12 protein-coding genes and 1 CRISPR repeat array are annotated in these 18,999 nt (G+C 48.5%); of the genes, 9 read left to right on the forward strand and 3 right to left on the reverse strand.

Annotation, left to right across the window (positions count from 1 at the left end):
- Nucleotides 1-327: 327 nt before the first annotated feature.
- The 6 genes from JOD24_RS03095 to JOD24_RS03120 all read left to right on the forward strand — a co-directional run bounded on the left by JOD24_RS03095 (nucleotide 328) and on the right by JOD24_RS03120 (nucleotide 11,288).
- Nucleotides 328-1,860 carry a YifB family Mg chelatase-like AAA ATPase gene (locus tag JOD24_RS03095; protein ID WP_380163796.1) on the forward strand — a complete coding sequence of 511 codons (1,533 nt, stop codon included), beginning with the start codon at nucleotides 328-330 and terminating at the stop codon, nucleotides 1,858-1,860.
- 205 nt (nucleotides 1,861-2,065) lie between these two features.
- Complete coding sequence (locus JOD24_RS03100; RefSeq protein ID WP_429246303.1) at nucleotides 2,066-2,257, forward strand: hypothetical protein; 192 nt, start codon at nucleotides 2,066-2,068, stop codon at nucleotides 2,255-2,257.
- Nucleotides 2,258-2,344: 87 nt separating this feature from the next.
- A complete protein-coding gene (locus JOD24_RS03105; RefSeq protein WP_380163792.1) occupies nucleotides 2,345-2,506 on the forward strand; it encodes a hypothetical protein in 162 nt (53 codons plus the stop codon).
- Nucleotides 2,507-2,611: 105 nt separating this feature from the next.
- Nucleotides 2,612-3,176: a CRISPR direct-repeat array (repeat unit 30 nt; unit sequence GTTTCAATTCCTTATAGGTACGTTATAAAC).
- A 1,754-nt stretch (nucleotides 3,177-4,930) separates the two neighbouring features.
- Complete coding sequence (locus JOD24_RS03110) at nucleotides 4,931-5,329, forward strand: hypothetical protein (RefSeq protein WP_380166564.1); 399 nt, start codon at nucleotides 4,931-4,933, stop codon at nucleotides 5,327-5,329.
- A 368-nt stretch (nucleotides 5,330-5,697) separates the two neighbouring features.
- Nucleotides 5,698-6,693 carry a phosphotransferase enzyme family protein gene (locus tag JOD24_RS03115; protein ID WP_380166560.1) on the forward strand — a complete coding sequence of 332 codons (996 nt, stop codon included), beginning with the start codon at nucleotides 5,698-5,700 and terminating at the stop codon, nucleotides 6,691-6,693.
- Between the two features lie 380 nt (nucleotides 6,694-7,073).
- Nucleotides 7,074-11,288, forward strand: a complete 4,215-nt coding sequence (locus tag JOD24_RS03120) for a GH92 family glycosyl hydrolase (protein WP_429246304.1) — start codon at nucleotides 7,074-7,076, stop codon at nucleotides 11,286-11,288.
- Nucleotides 11,289-11,505: 217 nt separating this feature from the next.
- Here JOD24_RS03120 and JOD24_RS03125 read toward each other — a convergent pair whose 3' ends face one another.
- From JOD24_RS03125 to JOD24_RS03135, 3 genes are all read right to left on the reverse strand, one after another.
- Nucleotides 11,506-13,347 (reverse strand): family 43 glycosylhydrolase, encoded by a 1,842-nt coding sequence (locus JOD24_RS03125; RefSeq protein ID WP_429246305.1) that lies wholly within the window; start codon nucleotides 13,345-13,347, stop codon nucleotides 11,506-11,508.
- 364 nt (nucleotides 13,348-13,711) lie between these two features.
- Nucleotides 13,712-14,623 carry an alpha/beta fold hydrolase gene (locus JOD24_RS03130; protein ID WP_380166554.1) on the reverse strand — a complete coding sequence of 304 codons (912 nt, stop codon included), beginning with the start codon at nucleotides 14,621-14,623 and terminating at the stop codon, nucleotides 13,712-13,714.
- A 331-nt stretch (nucleotides 14,624-14,954) separates the two neighbouring features.
- Entirely contained in the window at nucleotides 14,955-16,337 is a 1,383-nt protein-coding gene (locus JOD24_RS03135; protein WP_429246306.1) for an MATE family efflux transporter, read from the reverse strand.
- A 353-nt stretch (nucleotides 16,338-16,690) separates the two neighbouring features.
- On the opposite strand from JOD24_RS03135, the gene JOD24_RS03140 reads away from it, so the two are divergent.
- The 3 genes from JOD24_RS03140 (at nucleotide 16,691) to JOD24_RS03150 (ending at nucleotide 18,950) form a co-directional block, all read left to right on the forward strand.
- Nucleotides 16,691-16,879 (forward strand): hypothetical protein, encoded by a 189-nt coding sequence (locus JOD24_RS03140; RefSeq protein ID WP_380166550.1) that lies wholly within the window; start codon nucleotides 16,691-16,693, stop codon nucleotides 16,877-16,879.
- Nucleotides 16,880-17,051: 172 nt separating this feature from the next.
- Complete coding sequence (locus tag JOD24_RS03145) at nucleotides 17,052-17,726, forward strand: response regulator transcription factor (protein ID WP_380166570.1); 675 nt, start codon at nucleotides 17,052-17,054, stop codon at nucleotides 17,724-17,726.
- Entirely contained in the window at nucleotides 17,727-18,950 is a 1,224-nt protein-coding gene (locus JOD24_RS03150; RefSeq protein ID WP_429246307.1) for a sensor histidine kinase, read from the forward strand. It abuts the gene before it with no gap.
- The last annotated feature ends 49 nt before the right edge of the window (nucleotides 18,951-18,999 follow it).

Raw genomic sequence — 18,999 nt, forward strand, 5'->3', positions numbered from 1 at the left:
CCTGGAATAGAGGTGGCACCACAGGCACTACAATTTAAAAGAGCTGAAGCTCTAGACTAAGGAAGCACCACAGGCACTACAATCTCGATAGCAAGGTTGCCATCCTGCCCAGCGGAGAAATCTTACGAGAGGGCGTTTAGGGACAACAATCTTCCCTGTGTTGCTTCCGTAAGGTTTGCCCCTGCCCGATGGTCAGATTTGGAGCAGCCAGTTTTCACTTCCTTGCCGGATGGCAACGGTCGCGTGGATGAACACGTTCTCCCTACCCAAAACATGGCTAAGCGACAGCCCTAGCCTTGAATAATAAGAACAAACGTGGGAGGAAATATGTACGCCAAACTATACAGCAGTTCGGTGTTGGGGATTGACGGATATATTGTAGAAGTGGAGGTGGATATCAGCAACGGGTTACCCGTATTTGATCTGGTAGGCTTGCCGGACTCAGCGGTCCGGGAATCTCGGGAACGGGTACGTGCTGCGGTCAAGAACAGTGAGTGCCAGTTTCCTCTGCAACGGATCACGACCAATCTAGCTCCGGCTGATCTGAAGAAGGAGGGGAGTAGCTTTGATCTGGCAATCGCTGTGGGAGTACTGATGGCCAGTGGTCAAGTGGCCCAGGAGGGGATGGACAAGACCCTGCTGATCGGCGAATTGGCTCTGGACGGGTTGCTACGCCCCCTACCCGGAGTGTTATCCATGGTGATGGCTGGAGTGGCTGGAGGGTTTAACCGGGTGATCTTGCCGGCTTCCAATGCGACAGAAGCTAGGTTGGTAGAGGGGATGGAGGTGATTCCGGTCTCTTCTTTGCAGGAGGCGGTGGCTTTTCTACGAGGAGAATGGCGACCAGAACCCAGTGAAGCGGAGTACCCTACCGGCACCGAAGAGGAGACTGTTTTGGATGATTTTGCTGATGTACGGGGACAAGCCCATGTCAAGCGGGCGATGGAAGTGGCTGCAGCCGGGATGCACAATCTTCTCTTTATCGGTCCTCCCGGCTCTGGTAAAACGATGCTTGCCCGCCGTCTCCCATCGGTTTTGCCACAGATGACGACGGAGGAGTCCCTGGAAGTGACCAAGGTGATGAGTATCGCCGGGCATCTGGCTCGACGAGGAAGATTGGTGACACGCCGTCCCTTCCGCTCCCCTCACCACACCATCTCCCAGGCAGGGCTGATCGGCGGAGGTTCGACGCCGAAGCCGGGGGAGGTCAGTCTTTCTCATCGGGGGGTTCTCTTCTTGGATGAGATGCCCGAGTTTTCTAAAAGCGCCTTGGAAGTGTTGCGTCAACCCTTGGAAGATCGGGAAGTGACTGTGGCTCGAGCTCGGGCGGTGCTCACCTTTCCGGCGGAATTTATGCTGGTGGGCTCCATGAATCCTTGTCCCTGTGGCTATTTTGGATATGAGGAGGATCGGGCTTGCACCTGCACCCCTCAGCAGGTCCGCCGTTATCGCTCCAAACTCTCCGGTCCGCTCCTGGACCGGATCGACATTCATGTAGAAGTGCCTCGGGTGGATTATCAGACGCTCTCTTCCACTCAAAAAGGAGAATCCTCTGTAACTATTCGGGAACGGGTGGCTCGTGCCCATGGGATCCAGGCGGAACGATACCAAGGAACTGGAATTCTTCACAATTCCGGCATGCCCCCCTCCTTTATCCGCAGTCACTGCAGTTTGGATGCGGACTCCCGAGATCTGCTCCAACAATCCTTCGACAGCCTGGGCCTCTCCGCCCGGGCCCACGACCGTATCCTCAAACTGGCCCGCACCATTGCCGATCTGGAAGAAAAAGAAAGAATCGACACCAGTCACGTCGCCGAAGCGATCCAGTACCGGACCTTGGATCGGAAATGGTGGGAGTGAGGGGGGACCCGGAGTCTTTAAGGTCGATCAAATGCAAGGATAAGGTCAAGCTGTTCGCCCGGTATTTGTGGTGACGGAAATAGGGTATGGGTAAAACTTTGATAACACACAATTGGGTCTCCAAGAACAAAGGTGGAACTACCTATACAGATCCTAATGCCTATTTGGCCAGCTTGGCATGTCAATCAATCAGTTGGTGGCCGATATGAAAAAAGTAAATGCAAATGCAGGAGAGGAGTTCAAGGAGACGGAGAAGTGGGAAGGGAAGTGCTTCCTTGCCTTCAAGATCGGGAAGTCTCACCTGGCTGTAACGGCATTGTGTAAGCGGTTGGTAACCCATGGATACAGTATAGCATTACAAGTTCGGCCCGAGGCCGACATTTTCCGAGGCCGATAAAAAGAATGTCCAGGACTTCCACAGGCGCAGGGGTGGTCCGGTAGCGACGCGGATGGCTACCGAGGGCCGGAAACTTGGAAACGCCTGATGGCCACCGCGAAGGGGGAGAAGAAGCCTGTACCAGCACCGGACAAGTTGATCCGGGTGAAGGTGGCCGGGAAGCAAGTGGGTGCCTTTGTGGAACCGGGTAACGCGGTGAATGCAGTAAAACAGCACGTAAAAGCAGGCATGACAATTGAGATGAAATGAAAAAAGCCGGGTGGGGAAAATCCCTGCCCGGCTTTTTTGTTTGGTTTTCCTTATAGATACGTTACAAACCAGAGGCGATCCGCCAAGCCTTCAGCATGGAAAACCGTTTCAATTCCTTATAGGTACGTTATAAACTCCGACTGAGGATATGCCAGAAGAGATGATCCGAGATAGTTTCAATTCCTTATAGGTACGTTATAAACGGTTGAAAAAACAGTACGAGGAAAGCGAAGCGGAATTGTTTCAATTCCTTATAGGTACGTTATAAACGCCTGCAACTGCTCATCCGGGTCTAAGATCCATATCTGTTTCAATTCCTTATAGGTACGTTATAAACGCAAAACGTCTGGCCGGAGACAAGAAGAGGACAGGGTTTCAATTCCTTATAGGTACGTTATAAACACTGCTGTTGTTTCCCCAATTGGTTGCAAAATGGCCAGTTTCAATTCCTTATAGGTACGTTATAAACCGTCGGAAAACAACAATCATCTCCGAAACCGGGATCTAGTTTCAATTCCTTATAGGTACGTTATAAACTTTGTTTGTGAGCCGGGAGCCCATCCCGGCTGGCCCTGTTTCAATTCCTTATAGGTACGTTATAAACTTCTTCAATTCCGAAATCCCAGAAATGGAAACTCAGGTTTCAATTCCTTATAGGTACGTTATAAACCCATTTTACCCGCATTCCTATGGGCTTTTCAAGACCCAATTCATTAGCCAATTTCCTATGGTTTTTCATTGATAACTGCCGAAATCCTTGATAGATCAACCAAAATCGCCATATAACAAATGTCGTCGATCTCCGGGGGTTTTTGCACTACTGGGGATCGACGACAAGATGCAGTTCGTCTCTTACTGTACCTTATAGTCAGAAAGCTGGGTGGGGAGTGATCCCTGCCCGGCTTTTTTGTGCCCGTTGCATATCTTCGAGAAAAATGTATATAATAGTGGCAAGAGAGAAGGAATCAGGGATGCCCCACCGTGGGCTTGTGACCGGTTGTGAAGCACCACCTTCACAACCGGTTTTCACTTACCCAATACCAAGGGGTCAACACTACTTCTTCCGGCGGCGATCATGCCAGTCCAGGAAGAAGCGAGCAACGGCCACAAGTACGACGAGAAGTGCCGCGAGAGCTTGAAGCCATTCCATGCGCCTCACCCCCTTCCACCGATGACTCGGCCCGGGCAGTGAGGCTTATCCGTTCTCTCTTGCCTATGAATAGATTACCATGTCGTGGTAGGATAGACTAGGCCAAGACTACTTATAAATCAGAAGTCCGGTTGGGGAGAACTCTGACCGGGTTGCCTAATAGGAAGCGTCGTCGATCCTTTTGGTAATTAAATTTGCTTCAGTTTGAGCAAACAGCAGTTAGGTGGTCATTCTATTGAATGAAGAGGTGAAAAGAAGATGAAGATAAGAAACGTTTAACCTAAAGCAGTTGGCGGATCAGATCGGGCTTTGATTGGCGAAGATTGATCATGAAGAAAAACCAACGGTAAAACCGGGTGGGAAGAGATCCCTACCGTCCATAATGAATTCAAAATAGGCATATGGCAAAATCCAAAAGGTTACAAGGATGCTCAGAATCCAAAAGATAACTTTTTTCGCTTTCCACCCCAATATTAATAATACTTATTTTGTTTTTTCTTCGCTGTTTGGATTTTTTATATGGAAAGAGTATCATTTTATTCTCAATAAATGAAATCAGGTGTGTTGATTAGCTCATATTTTAGGTGGGGGGGAGACTGTTCACCCACGCGACCGTTTCCATCCGGCAAGAAAGTGAAAACTGGCCGCTCCAAATCTGACCATCGGGCAGTGGCGAAACCATACGAAAGCAAGGAAGATGTTGCCCCTAAACGCCCTCCCGTAAGACTTCTCCGCTGGTAGGATGGCTTCCTTCAGCTCCTTTGGATTGTAGTGCCCATGGTACAAAGGTCGCTTTGGCAGCACACGATTCCTTCCACCGCCTATTTTCTGGTTAATCAACAGCCCTGAGAACTGGTCATTGATCACCCTGATCTGTTGATTAGACTGGCAACATGGACTTGATTACGAAAATCATGAAGCCAGATGGCAACTGGCTTATGGACTGGGAGAAGTTAAAGATGCAAACGAGGAAGCAAAGGCCCTTTTGATAAAATATATCAATGATGAAAATGAATATGTCAGAAGAAAAGCCCGTTTTGCCATAGAAACCTTACTTGTAGATTACAACCATATTGGAGTGATCCACAGGATTGCAGGAAAAAAAGGTTGATTATGAAACAGTTCTCAAGTTGAGGCTGGTCTAGTATCGTTGGGAAACCTTGCAGACGGTCATCAGGTAGTTCAGCGTCAAAAAGTAGGGAGGTTTTATCATGGAATGGGTGAAACTAGATGAACCTCTTTCTGAATGGGAGATTATTTAAGTTGAGGATCAATTGGGGTTGAAGCTACCGGAGGATTATGTAAAGTGGATTAGGAGATATGAAGGTCCTAAATGTGCCTTCGTTGGGATTGATGTGAATGGTGAATCGCACGATGTTGAGGGGTTTTGTGATCCCGAAAGTCTTGTAGACGAAATGAACTTGATTTTCGAAAGTAGAGAGGAATACAAAGCACATGGTATAATAATTCCCTTCGCTATTGATTCGATTTTAAGCAAGTATTGCTTCTTCTATCCTCAAGGGCGTCAGGAGCCTTCGGGTGTCTTTTTTAAACCTCGTGATGTGGACCTCTCAGATATATTCGGGGGAAACGATATTAACGAATCACTCTACATCAGTCGAACATTTCAAGGCTTCTTAGACAAACTATATATCGATATTCAGGGCTGTTGATTAACCAGAAAATGGGCAGCGGAAGGGAGTCGTGTGCTGCCAAAGCGACCTTTGTACCATGGGCACTACAATCCAAAGGAGCTGAAGGAAGCCATCCTACCCAGTGGAGAATCTGGAGTGAGGGCGTTTAGGGGCAACCTCTTCCCTGTGTTGCTTCCGTAAGGCTTTGCCCCTGCCCGATCGGAAGATTTGGAGCGGCCAGTTTTCACTTCCTTGCCGGATGGCAACGCTCGCGTGGGTGAACACGATCTCCCCACCCAAAATATGGCTAATCAACACGCCTGATCGATATTGAAGATGACATGTGGCGAAATGAAGGTGAAATGGTACATGGGTAGATTTAGCAACGATGAAGGGAGTACATCTCATTGAAACAGGAAATTCGAGATCAATTCAATGAAAGAATCTTGACTGACACGGCTGCGAGGTACGGGGTATCTCAAGATCAAATATATTTCTTGAAAGACGCGGAAAATTACGTTTACGAGTTTGAAAAAGATCACCGCTCCTACATTTTAAGGATCACCCACACGATTCGCCGTCACCCGGACTATATCATGGGAGAATTGGAATGGTTGAATTACTTGGCCGACCATGGGCTACCAGTTTCACGGGCGGTTCCTTCCGCCCAGGGGAATTGGATTGAAACGATTCCAGCGGATTCTGGCGATTTTTTAGCAGTGGTCTATGAGAAAGCTCCAGGTAGAATCGTCGAGGCAGCGGATTGGAACGAGACTCTCTTTCAAACCTGGGGCGAGTATGTCGGAAGGATGCATGCTCTGACTCAGGGGTACCGATTGAGCCATCCGGCGTATAAACGCCAAGAATGGTATGAAGAGGATCAATTAAACCTGCGGAAATATGTGCCCTCAGATCAAATGCAAGTGTTTAAAAAGGCGGATCAATTGATGGAACGCATCCATCGACTGCCGAAAAGCAAGGATTGCTATGGCCTAGTGCACACGGATTTGCATCAAGGGAACTTCCATTGGCACGAAGGGCGGATCACCGCTTTTGATTTCGATGATATCGGGTACAACTGGTTTATGAACGACATCGCGATCATCCTTTACAATGTGCAATGGTACCCAACGGTTCCTTATGAGGACCAAGCGGAGTTTGTGCGTCACTTTTTCACCCATTTTATGATCGGCTACAGGCGGGAAAATGATCTGGACCCTTGGTGGGCTCAACAGATCCCTGATTTCCTTCGCCTGCGTCATGTGTTGCTGTATGGTCTATTCCACCAGTTTATGGACTTGGACCATTTGCAAGACGAGGAAGCACAGATGTTACGGCAATATCGCCACGATATTGAAAACGAGACCCCAGTAGTCCGGCTCGATTTCACTAAGATCCAGTAAACGATTCTTTCTCTATATTGTAAGAGACTGTTCGGTCTCTAACCCCAGGGAAGCCAATGAATGGTGGAAACATCGGGGGGAGGGTGGGGTTGCCATGGAATGTCTTTGACTCACAAGAACAAGGGAACACAATCTGAATCCCTACCCCGACCGGCCCGGTCCTAGCTAAGGATGGATCACACCTGTCTGGGGACAATTCATTCCCTTGTGTTGCTCCCCCCCTCCAGCTTTGTCTCTGCCCGACGGTTCGTTTTCACTTCTTTACAGGATGAGTTTGGCTGACGAAACACCATCTTGCCATCCAATTTCTTTCCCCTTATTTAGAAAATTATGATATAATGCTTTTCTATCAAATAAATCATAGAGGGGTGATGCTGGCGATGAAAAAGTGGCGAATGATGAAACCGATTACAATCGGGGTCTGTATCGCTTTGCTGGCGGGGAGTGGTGCGATCCCACCGCAAGCAGTGCACGCGGAGCCGTCTGACTTTTTCAGTTCATTTGAAAAAGGGGATCCACCACCGACTTGGAAAAACACCGTGGAAACCGATGCATCAGGTAAGAAAATGGCTTCCGGTGTGGACGGCAATATCCCATTTGACGGCATTCAGGGGGATATCACGGATCAATTGAAAGAGATCACCGTGTCCGGTGAAAATCCACCGAATGAAACCAAAGACAAATTGATCGACCGGGATTTGAACACCAAATGGCTGATTAAGGAAAAAACGGCCTCGATCCAGATGAAACTGTCCGAAGCGGAGTCGGTCGTCAAGTTTGCATTGACCTCGGCCAATGACTTTGAAGGCAGGGATCCAAGGGATTGGACTTTTTCAGGCTCCCAGGACGGAAAAAACTGGACCCCACTAGATAAGAGAACTGATGAAGTGTTCAAAGACCGGTTTCAGACCAAAATCTATGAGTTGGAGAACCAAGAGAAGTATTTGTATTACCGGTTGGACATCACCAAAAACGGCGGTGAACCCATGATCCAACTGGCGGAAATCCAACTTTCCAATGGAATCGATGTTCCGCCACCCCCTCCTACGGATATGAAATCTGAGATTGGCAACGGTCCTTCTAGTGCATATATGGCTAAGACAAAAGTGGGTTGGACCGGATCGAAAGCGCTTACCTATGGCGGTTCCCACAAGGCCAAAGGACGAGCTTATTCTTACAACAAGGTTTTTGATGTAAAGATTCCTGTAACTTCGAAGACAGAACTCTCCTACTATATTTTCCCCGAATTTACGACCCGAGATCAAATGGACGATGCCAGTACCTATATGACGATCGACCTTGCCTTTTCAGACGGAACCTATCTCCACGATCTAGGTGCAGTAGATCAACACGGCATCCAATTACATCCGAGGGAACAGGGAAAATCGAAAACCTTGTATCCCAATCAGTGGAACTATAAAAAGTCCCAGATTGGTGCTGTCGCAGCTGGCAAAACGATTAAACGGATCCTGGTCGCCTATGATAATCCCAAGGGACCGGGAGTTTTCAAGGGAAGCATCGACGATATCCAAATTGAAGGAAGCCCCACCCCCAAGACCTATTCTAAGCCTTCTGAATATGTAAACACCTTACGAGGCACGCAGTCCAATGGAACCTTTTCCAGGGGAAACAATTTTCCCGCTGTGGCGGTTCCCCATGGTTTTAATTTCTGGACGCCGGTGACTGACTCCGGTTCAACCAGCTGGCTCTATCATTATCATGAAAGAAACAACGAGGATAACCTTCCGCAAATCGAGGCTTTCTCCCTCAGCCATGAAACGAGTCCCTGGATGGGGGATCGTCAAACATTTCAAGTGATGCCCTCAGATGACAAAGGAAAGGTGCCCAGTGCCAATCGGAAGGATCGCGCCTTACCCTTCCGACACTCTAATGAAGTCGCGCAGGCTCACTATTACCGTGTACAGTTTGATAATGGGATTCAAACGGAGATGGCCCCGACAGATCATGCGGCGATGATTCGATTCAAGTTTAAGGGAGGCAACTCCCATCTAATTTTTGATAATGTGAATAATGATGGCGGTCTCACTCTGGATCCGAAGAAGGGGGAACTTTCAGGTTACTCAGATGTCAAAAGTGGTTTGTCCACAGGTGCGACGCGGATGTTTGTTTATGCGACATTTGATCAACCGGTGGCATCGGGAGGAAAGCTGACAGGAGAAGAGCGGGATGGCGTGGCCGGTTACTTCCGATTCAACACCGGCAAAGAGGGCAGCAAAGTGGTGAACATGAAGATTGCAACCTCTTTGATCAGTGTGGATCAAGCCAAGAAAAACCTGGAGCAGGAGATTGGGCCGAAGGACACCTTTTCATCTATAAAGAAAAGAGCACAGAAGCAGTGGGATGAAAAACTGAAGAAGATCGAAGTGGAAGGGGCGACTGAAGACCAGCTCGTCACTCTGTATTCCAATATGTATCGATTGTTCCTCTATCCAAACTCCGGTTTTGAAAATGTAGGTACGAAGGAGCAACCGAAATACAAGTATGCCAGTCCCTTTTCTCCTGCAGAGAGAGATGACACCCCCACTCAAACCGGTGCCAAGGTAGTGACCGGAAAATCCTATGTCAACAATGGTTTCTGGGACACCTACCGGGCCGCCTGGCCAGCCTATTCCTTGCTGACTCCGAAGAAGGCCGGGGAGATGATCGATGGGTTTGTCCAGCATTACCGAGATGGGGGCTGGGTCTCCAGGTGGTCCTCTCCCGGCTATGCCAATCTGATGGTCGGGACCAGCTCCGATATAGCTTTTGCAGATGCTTATCTAAAAGGGGTCACCAATTTTGATGTCCAAAGCTTTTACCAGTCCGCGATCAAAAATGCTGCGGTGGTCAGTCCCAATGCAGGTACAGGCAGGAAGGGGCTAAACACCTCGATCTTTGACGGGTATACCAACACTTCGACAGGTGAAGGATTATCCTGGTCGCTAGATGGATACATCAACGATTTTGGAATTGCGAACCTGGCCCACGCTTTGGATCAAAAGGGAGACAAAAAGGATCCCTATCACTCCCACTATAAGGAGGACTATCAGTACTATCTGAATCGGGCGCAGAATTACATCCACCTGTTCCATCCAGATGTGCAATTTTTTATGGGGAGGAAGTCAGACGGATCCTGGAGAACGACTCCGGAACAATTCGACCCTGCAGAGTGGGGAGGGGATTATACCGAGACGAACGCCTGGAATATGGCTTTCCACGCTCCACAAGATGGACAAGGGTTGGCGAATCTGTATGGGGGCCGAGAAAAACTGGCCAAAAAGCTGGATAAGTTCTTCAGCACTCCGGAAACCGCATTGCCTGCTTACAAAGGAGCCTATGGCGGCGTGATTCACGAAATGAGAGAAGCGAGAGATGTGCGGATGGGCATGTACGGCCACAGTAACCAACCCGCCCACCACATTGCCTACATGTACAATTATGCAGGGCAACCTTGGAAAGCCCAGGAGAAAGTGCGGGAAGTGTTGGAGCGGCTCTACATCGGTAGCGAGATCGGCCAGGGATATCCTGGAGACGAAGACAACGGAGAAATGTCTGCCTGGTATATCTTCAGTGCATTGGGCTTTTATCCTTTGCAGATGGGCAGTCCCGAGTATGTGATCGGTTCGCCTCTCTTCAAGAAAGCGACTGTCCATTTGGAAAATGGAAAGAAAATCGTGGTCAACGCTCCTAAGAACAGCTCATCCAATCGCTATGTGCAAAGCTTGAAAATCAATAGCAAAAAGTACACCCGGACTCAAGTACCTCATGAGATCCTTGCCAAAGGAGCTGTCTTGGATTTTGAGATGGGTTCCAAACCCTCTAAATGGGGAAGTCAAGAAAAGGATCTGCCTGAATCAATCACTCCAGTGGCTACAGATGGGTCGAAGCTGGCACCGCAACCCATGAAGGATTTGACGGATGGATTGAGCGCCAAAGGAAAGGGTGTGGCCACAGATAGTGAAGGGGGTCGTGCAGATCAATTGTTTGACAATACCTCGGACACTCGCTGGTCCATAGAAAGCAAAACTCCCTGGATCCAATACCAGTTTAAGGACGGGAAACCGAAGGCTCAGATGTACACCTTGACTTCAGGGACTACCAGCGAAGCCGATCCAAAAAGTTGGGTTTTGAAAGGATCCAAGGATGGGAAGAAGTGGACCACCTTGGATCGGAGAAGCGATGAAAAATTCAGATGGCGCCAGTATACCCGCGCCTTTACCATCCAGCATCCAGGGAAATACTCCTTCTACCGTCTGGAAGTGACCTCCAATGGTGGGGAGGCTACCACATCCTTGGCTGAAATGGAACTGCTCGGTAGATCGGACGCCCAGACCCACTTCGAAGCGATGGAAAAATCGATTCAAGGGTATGGGAAATCAGGAGAGATAGGGAAGCAGAAAAAGGCGCAGCTACTCTATCGTTTGCATCAGGCACAGAATCAATATAAGAAAGAACACTCCAGTCGAGCCATCCAACAGATGAAGAAACTCCTAAGGGATATTAAATACAGCATACCGAAACTCCAGATTTCAGCCCAGGCAAAAAGACAGCTGACTGCAGATGCTCATGCGACGATTCACTTGTTATCCAAATGATCCAATCAAAAACCAGGATCCGTTGCGGGTCCTGGTTTTTGATGTGCGCCGGCATGGGCGATTGTGAAAATCCCGAGGGGGGTAGGTATGGTAGCTGCTAGCTTCAGACAAGGGTGTTCAGGAGAAGCTGGCAGCAAGTCTGGCGGCGGAGAGGAAAACCTCACTAGAGTTGATCTCTGCTTGGATCAATGGCTGCGAAGTCGCCTTTCTCTTATCATCATTTAGGATCTAGTTTATAGAGCAACCAAATCTGTGCAATCCCCCCAGGAATATCATCCCAAACACCCACATTTGCTCCGCTGTCTATACTGGCTCCACTGACATCTAACGCTTTTCCATTGAGCACATTGACCAGTTTGTAATAACCATCGCCTGTATTTCTTATTTTCCATTTCTGTGAAGTTGACTGAGTCCAATCCTGAATGTTTACATGGCCCGATTCCTCATTTAAAGATAATACTTTATCACTTTCGGAGTGGATGATTTTATACGTAGCGTCCCCGATGTCGACAATTTCCCAGCGCTGAGAAGTCCCACCCTTTGAATCGTCCCATGTTCTGACGTTGCTGGATTCCGCCTCTACGTCTAATGCTTTACCGCCGTTTGGATTTATCAATTTGTATTCTTTGCCGGATTCAATCGAGACGGTGACTTCGCCGTTAATTTCAATGGAGTCAACTTCAACAGAACCTTTTTCTTTTTTAAATTCAATGGTGTTGTCGTAGCCTTTACGAAGATCTACTTTCATTTCCACTGTACCAAAATCTTTGCCTGTATAAGGATATTTCAGACTAGTGGCGGGATTTCCGTTAACGGATACGGAGTTTGTCGCATCCGATGGGTCTTCATTTGAATATTTGACCGTCATGGTATAGGTCCCGGCCGCTGGAACATTGACATCCTGGATGAGCAGTTGGCTATCTTCCTGATTCAGGGTTACGGTTTTTCCGTTCGAGGCGTCTTTTTTCTCATTTAATTTCACTTGCTTCATGATCCCGTGTTCGGCTTCAATGGTGTATTCACTCGATGGAACCTTTAATGGGCCGATTTCTGGATCTCCAAAATTCGGATGATCGTCCTCGTTCCATGTGAATTTTTGTACTCTGGTTGGACGGGCTCCACACCCTTGGTCGGGGGCGCTGTTTCCATGGTATACGATCCAATCTTCTGTTCCGTCTTTCGATTTGACAAATGAATTGTGCCCAGGGCCATAGACCCCGTTCTTCTCTGATTTACTAAATACGGGATCCTTTGATTTTGACCAAGAATCCGGGTCTAACAAATTACTGTCATCTGCAGCCGTTAGCATCCCCATTGCATATTCGTCTTCCCAACAGGCACTTGCTGAATAAACGAGATATAATTTCCCGTTTCGCTTCAAAATAATAGACCCTTCGTTGACATGCATTCCTTTCTTTTCCCAATCGTATTCCGGATAGGTTAAGATCACATTTTCTCCTGTTAGGGTCCATGGATTAGACATTTTCGCAATCGCAACTGCACTGCCGTGCTCACCGGACCAGTCTCCATATGCGGCATACGAAAAATACAACTGGCCCTGATGTTCAAAGACGGTTCCGTCCAGTCCAGAATATTGGGTGTTTATTTTTCCTTTCTCTACCCACTCTCCTTTTAAAGGATCGGCGGACGAATTCTCAAGAACGTATATGCCACGGCAGTCATCTCCACATCCTGTGTTTGCGGTGTAGTAGATATACCACTTTCCGTTAACAAAATGGATTTCTGGCGCCCAGATATCTTTTAAGTTTGCAGGTGGGGTCCAAACTGTTTTTCGCTCGCCCAGGTCTATCCCTGTCAGTGTTCTAGATTTCCAGAGATCGAGACGATTACCTAAAGTTCGGGTGAAATAATAGTAACCATCACTATGAACCATGGCATAGGGGTCTGCGCCAGCTATATTGATTGGATTTTCGAATGTAGATGTGGAAGCAGTATAGGTATTTTCGGGGCTTGAACCTTGTGTTTCTTTGGGACTGACAAAAAAGAGAAGCCCAACCGAAAATAACAGAAATACAGAGGTCAATATCAGCCCTGTCATATTTTTGATCACCTTTTTTAACCAACCTTTCGCTGAAAAGTGAATGGTGTGAACACGCAATTTTTTTATTCGTTCGACTCCAATTATATCACTTTGAGAATAGATTAGTAGTAAGATTATGAATATTGATGTAGTAAGTTTTACAACGAACCTTGCGACGCAGCCGAAGTGATCCAAAAGACCGCTATTCCATTGCTTGCATCAGGCGTATATATGCAGGTTTCTACAAAGGCGAAAAAGCAGCTGACTACAGATGTGCCTATGGGACGATTTAATCTTTACCCAAATGATCCAATCAAAAACCAGGACCCGTTGCGGGTCCTGGTTTTTAAGTGAGGGGCGGGCGAGTGGAGGTTTCACTCCTTCAGCTGGATCGCCCAATCTGTTGGGCGATCCGATCAGGCGCTTCGAGGGGAAGCATATGGCCAGCTCCTTCGATCCAAACCAAATCAGCTTTCAGGCGTTTCGCCAGCTCACGCCCTCGGCTGGGAGGTGTTAACAGATCCCGTGTCCCATGGACCACCGTGACCGGAACGTCGATGGTCTTCAGATGGCGTAAGTCCATCCGTTGCATCGCATCCAGGATCCCGCTCCTAACATGGGGCTGGCAGGAAATAAAGTGGTCCCGTGTGTTTACAATATCTGCCTGTCGTGCCTGGGAGCCCAGAGATCCGCGGACGAAGAGCAGGCCGAGTCGTCCTCTCATCACCCGCTCCAACAAAGGGCTACCAATCACCGGTGTAACCAGTTTACGGAGTCGGTTCATTCCTACCCCGTATGCAGCTGTTGCTACCAGGAAGACCTCGCGTACATGTTGGTGAATACAATCGGGATGATGGATCGCCATGGCCTGGATGGCCATGCCTCCTAGGGAATGGCCTGCTACGAGGGCTCCCTTTGCATCGAGTGTCTGGAGAACGAAAGCCAGATCCGCACCGATCCGGTGAATGCTCATCCCTTCGGCACCGACTGTCGAAGCGCCGTGACCTCGCTGGTCATAGGACAGGACGCGGTATCCACTTTCGACGAGACGTTCTGTCACTGCGGCCCAAATGAAACGGCTGCCAGTCCAGCAATGGGAAAGTACGACGAGTGGCCCGTCTCCTCCCTCCAACACGGCGGACAGGATGGCACCATCGTCAGTTGTGATAGAGAGGGGTTTCCCTTGAACAGAAGCATCTATCTCAGATGCCTTTACACCTGCGTTGCGATTCGCCGCGGGAAGTATCCATGGCGTCAACTTGTCGGGAACGAGCATTTCCTGAAAAGATGTCATCCACGCACACCTCCAACCTGATTTCCCCTATGCACTTCTTTTTTCTCGGTTTCCCCTCGATTTCCTTTTATACCTATTCTACCGAGTGTGAGTTCCCTTGGATCTATGCCAAGCACATCGGTATCATCCCTGGGAACTATCTATTGTCTGGACGTGTTGATCATACTTTAGGCAGGAACTAAGGTCGGGATGGGGTTTCATATTTCGTTTTCGTTGTTCTACCAATCTTAAATCACTCCATGTGAACCCCAACCCTTCCTGTATAGTATGGGGGGAGAAGCGACTCTAGGCACGCTTGTGTCCTGTGGGTATGACGATTTTCACAACGCTTTTAGGCGACGGAGGGGTCTTTTTGTTCGGGAAGATGGGGTGCGAATCTTTTTTGTATGATTAGCAGGCGTATCCAGAAGCCGAGAAAAGCACAGGTCAGACCGATGGTGATGCCCAGCCAAAAGCCGAAGGGACCCAAGTGGGTGAAGGCAGCCAGCCCGTAACCGACTGGCATCCCGATTCCCCAATAGGAGATAAACGCTGTGATAAATGGAACCGTAACATCTTTATAACCGCGGAGTACCCCCTGAAGTGAGGCTTGAGCAGCATCTGAAAGCTGGTAAAAAATCGCGAAGATCAAGAACTGTTTCACCCAAGTGATCACTTCCGGATGATCCGTATAAAAGCCGGCGATCCATCCGCGGAAAAAATAAAGGAAAACCGAGGCGCAAGCGATTAAACCCATGGCCGAGAGCACACCAAAGTGACTGTATTGTTTTGCATCTGCAAACCTTTTGGCCCCGACTTCAAAACCGACCACAATCGTTAAAGCCATCGAAATACTTAAGGGAATCATAAACAGGAGAGATGTAAAATTGATGGCGGCTTGGTGGGCAGCAACGATTACGGTATTGAACATCATTCCCATCATTAGCGTGACCACGGCAAAGATACTTGACTCAAAAAAGACGGAGAGCCCCATGGGGATACCGATGGCCAGTTGATCCTTCCAGGCTTTCACAGAGGGAGCAAACCAACGGACGAACAGGGCATATTTGCGCATCACATCCACCTTGAAGGTGATTACGACGGCGATGGTAAAGATCAGCCAGTAAGTGATCCCACTAGCATATCCGGAACCGATGCCCCCCAGTTGGGGAAAACCGAACTTCCCGAAAATCAGCAGATAGCTCAGCCCAATGTTGAAGGGAACCGCGAACAACATAATCATCATCATGATCCGGGTATGTCCTTGGGAATCAAAAAAATAGCGAAGCACATTGGCTGCGAACAGGGGGATGATGCCGATGGACAGTCCGATCAAATAATGCTTGGCGATGTGTTGTACTGCGGGATTTAGATTCATCAATGAAAGCAGGGGTTCCAGAAATAAGATCCCGGCAAGTACAACGGTGATGGCGAGCAGGACCGATAAATACAGGGCCTGTGTGACGGTACCGGATATTTTGTGATGTTTGCCGCCGCCGATTAGCTGAGAAACAATCGGTGTGACAGACATCAGAATCCCATTGATGCCGGTGAAGATAGGCATCCAGAGACTGGATCCGATGGCCACGCCGGCCAGATCATTCGTTCCGGCTTGACCTGACATCATCGTGTTAAACAGGTTCATGGAATATAAGCTGATTTGTGTAACCAAAATAGGCCATAAGATCACGAAAAACTGAGAGATTTTCTCTCTCATCGTTGCAGTTTGATGCATCCGACGTCCTCCTTTTCTCCAAAAAAATCATGAGGTCTAGATCATTCAAAAAGAAGTAACCCGCACCCTTCTCAGGTCGCGGATTACTTCTCGCGTGTGATGATCGCGGATCATGTAGTTTAGGTGGCAGGGATGGCTCCGCCGCTGTTCCAGTTCGTATGCTCAAGATATCACAGAGACGGGTGTTTCGTCCAGCCTGGGCCAGAAAGGGCGGATGGAAGGTCATGTTTCAGATCGACTCCCTCAGCAGGTGTGGTTTTTAGAAGAGGGCTTGTTCGTCGGGACGGATTCATCGCACGATCTTTCATCATGAATAATAAACAGGGAGTAGAATAAGAGGAAAGGGGATCATCATGACAGGGATCCACAGGTTACGAAAAGTTCTTAGGCAGACCGGCTTGCATCATGAGCTGACCCATCGTCCTCCAGAGAAGCGTTCTGTTGCTGTCGCCAAAAAGGGGAGAGCCGTCCAACGCAGTTACGGGCCCCATCAGTCCACTTGCTTATGGAAGGGAAAAGAGGTTTACAAGAAAACCAGATAAGGTTTGAAACATAGCAGGAGCACCCTGGAGCGGGATGCTCCGATTTTTGTCTGGGAGATGGAATGCTTTTCAAAGAAAATCCCAAGCAAGGAGGAGTATAATGGCTATAGTTTAATGAATGGAAAGGAGGGAGGGCCATCCTTTCCGATGAGGGATTTCCGGCCCGATGCCCATGAAGATCCTGTTGATTGAAGATGATCTCCCGTTATTGGAATCTCTGCAGCGGATTTTGGAGAAGGAATTTGAAGTGGAGACAGCGGCGGCAGGTGATCAAGGTTTGTTTCTCGCTGAGCAGAATATTTATGATCTGATCGTTCTCGATATCATGCTGCCGGAGATCCATGGCCTGGACATCCTGACCACACTTCGAAGAAAAGAGATCGAGGTGCTGGTGCTGCTGTTGACTGCCAAGGACAGTGTAGAGGATAAAGTGAGGGGATTGGATCGGGGGGCGGACGATTATTTGGTCAAGCCTTTCGATGTACAAGAATTGCTAGCTAGAGTCCGTGCTCTACTGCGTCGCAGGGGGGCGTTAAAAACAGATGGAATCTTGCGATACGGGGCGATTCAATTACACCTGAAAGAACAAGAAGGGGAAGTGAATGGTTTTCCGCTACAACTGACGGAAAAAGAGTTCCTCCTGCTGGAATTTCTCATGCAGAATGCGAAGCAGATCTTAACGAAAGAGCAGCTATATGATCGGGTTTGGGGATTTGATTCTCTGACCTCCCTTTCGATCGTGGAGCTGTATATTCATTATCTTCGCAAAAAATTATCCGCGCAGGGTTTGGACGGAGTGATTCATACGATCCGCGGTGTGGGCTATATGTTGGAGGATCGGAGATAAATGTTCCGTAAAACACAAATCCTCCTCACGCTGCAATATGCGGCTGTGTTTATGCTGATCGTCAGCTGTCTGGGGGCTTTTTTATACTGGTACATGGAGAAACAATCCTTTGCCAAGATCGACCACTCCCTGTTGCTCAGTGTCCAAGCGGAAGAGGAACGGCTACGGGGGACTGGAATTTCCGCCCCTTCGTCGTTGGACCCGCTCATCGGTAAAATCATATGGGATGAAAACAACCGTGTGGTTTACACCGAAGCTCCTTTCTCGTCGATCATCGAAAATCTTCATCCTGAAAAGACAGACGGAGAAGTACATACCCTTGAAGCAGAGGGGTTTACTTTCCGGTATCTAGCGGTTTCAGTACAGACTTCCGAGGGGCCTTGGGTGGTTCAATCGATTCGTAATATCGATGCGGAGATGATGACCCTTCGGGATATGCGCAATAATATTATCATCGGTTGTGCGCTGTCAGGGGTGGTTGCACTGCTGGCGGGTTATTTTCTTGGTAAACGGGCGCTCATACCTATTCGGCAGGCCTGGGAAGTCCAACAACAATTTGTGGCCGATGCTTCACACGAGTTGCGCACCCCCCTGACCGTTATACAAACGAGAACGGAATTACTCTTGCAACATCCCCATCAAACCGTGCAAGAAAAAAGCGATGACATTTCTACCATCTACCGTGAAACCCGACGGGTTCGCCGATTGGTGAATGATCTTTTAACATTGGCACGCAGTGATTCCAACCAATTGGAATTGGATCGACAAGCTTTTGATGTGAGTGAATTATTGAGTGAAGTCGGGGATCATTTTAGTGAATTGGCGGAATTAGAGGGCATCACCTTTGAAATCCATATCCAATCCCGTCTTTTTTGCAACGGAGACCGGGAACGAATCCATCAGTTGCTTGTCATCTTGTTGGATAATGCGGTGAAGTTTACCCCTTCTGGCGGGGCTGTTTATTTAAGCTGTGGCAAAAAGGGGTCTCAGCTGTTCATTGAAGTAAGGGATACGGGAGTAGGTATTTCCGAGAAAGACTTGCCAAGGATCTTTGACCGGTTTTATCGGGGAGACCAGGCGAGAGGCCGCAGGGATGGTGGAACAGGTCTGGGGTTGAGCATTGCCCGATGGATTGTGGAGAAGCATAGAGGCAGCATCTCGGCCAAAAGTAATTCCGAAGGAACCACGTTCACAGTTAAATTGGTGGCTGTAGCAGGAACTTGAGTATTTTTTCGACTGATGTGCCAGACACATAACTCCCCGCTGTTGTCAG

The sequence above is a fragment of the Kroppenstedtia sanguinis genome (genome assembly GCF_050433445.1).
Taxonomy (GTDB): domain Bacteria; phylum Bacillota; class Bacilli; order Thermoactinomycetales; family DSM-45169; genus Kroppenstedtia; species Kroppenstedtia sanguinis.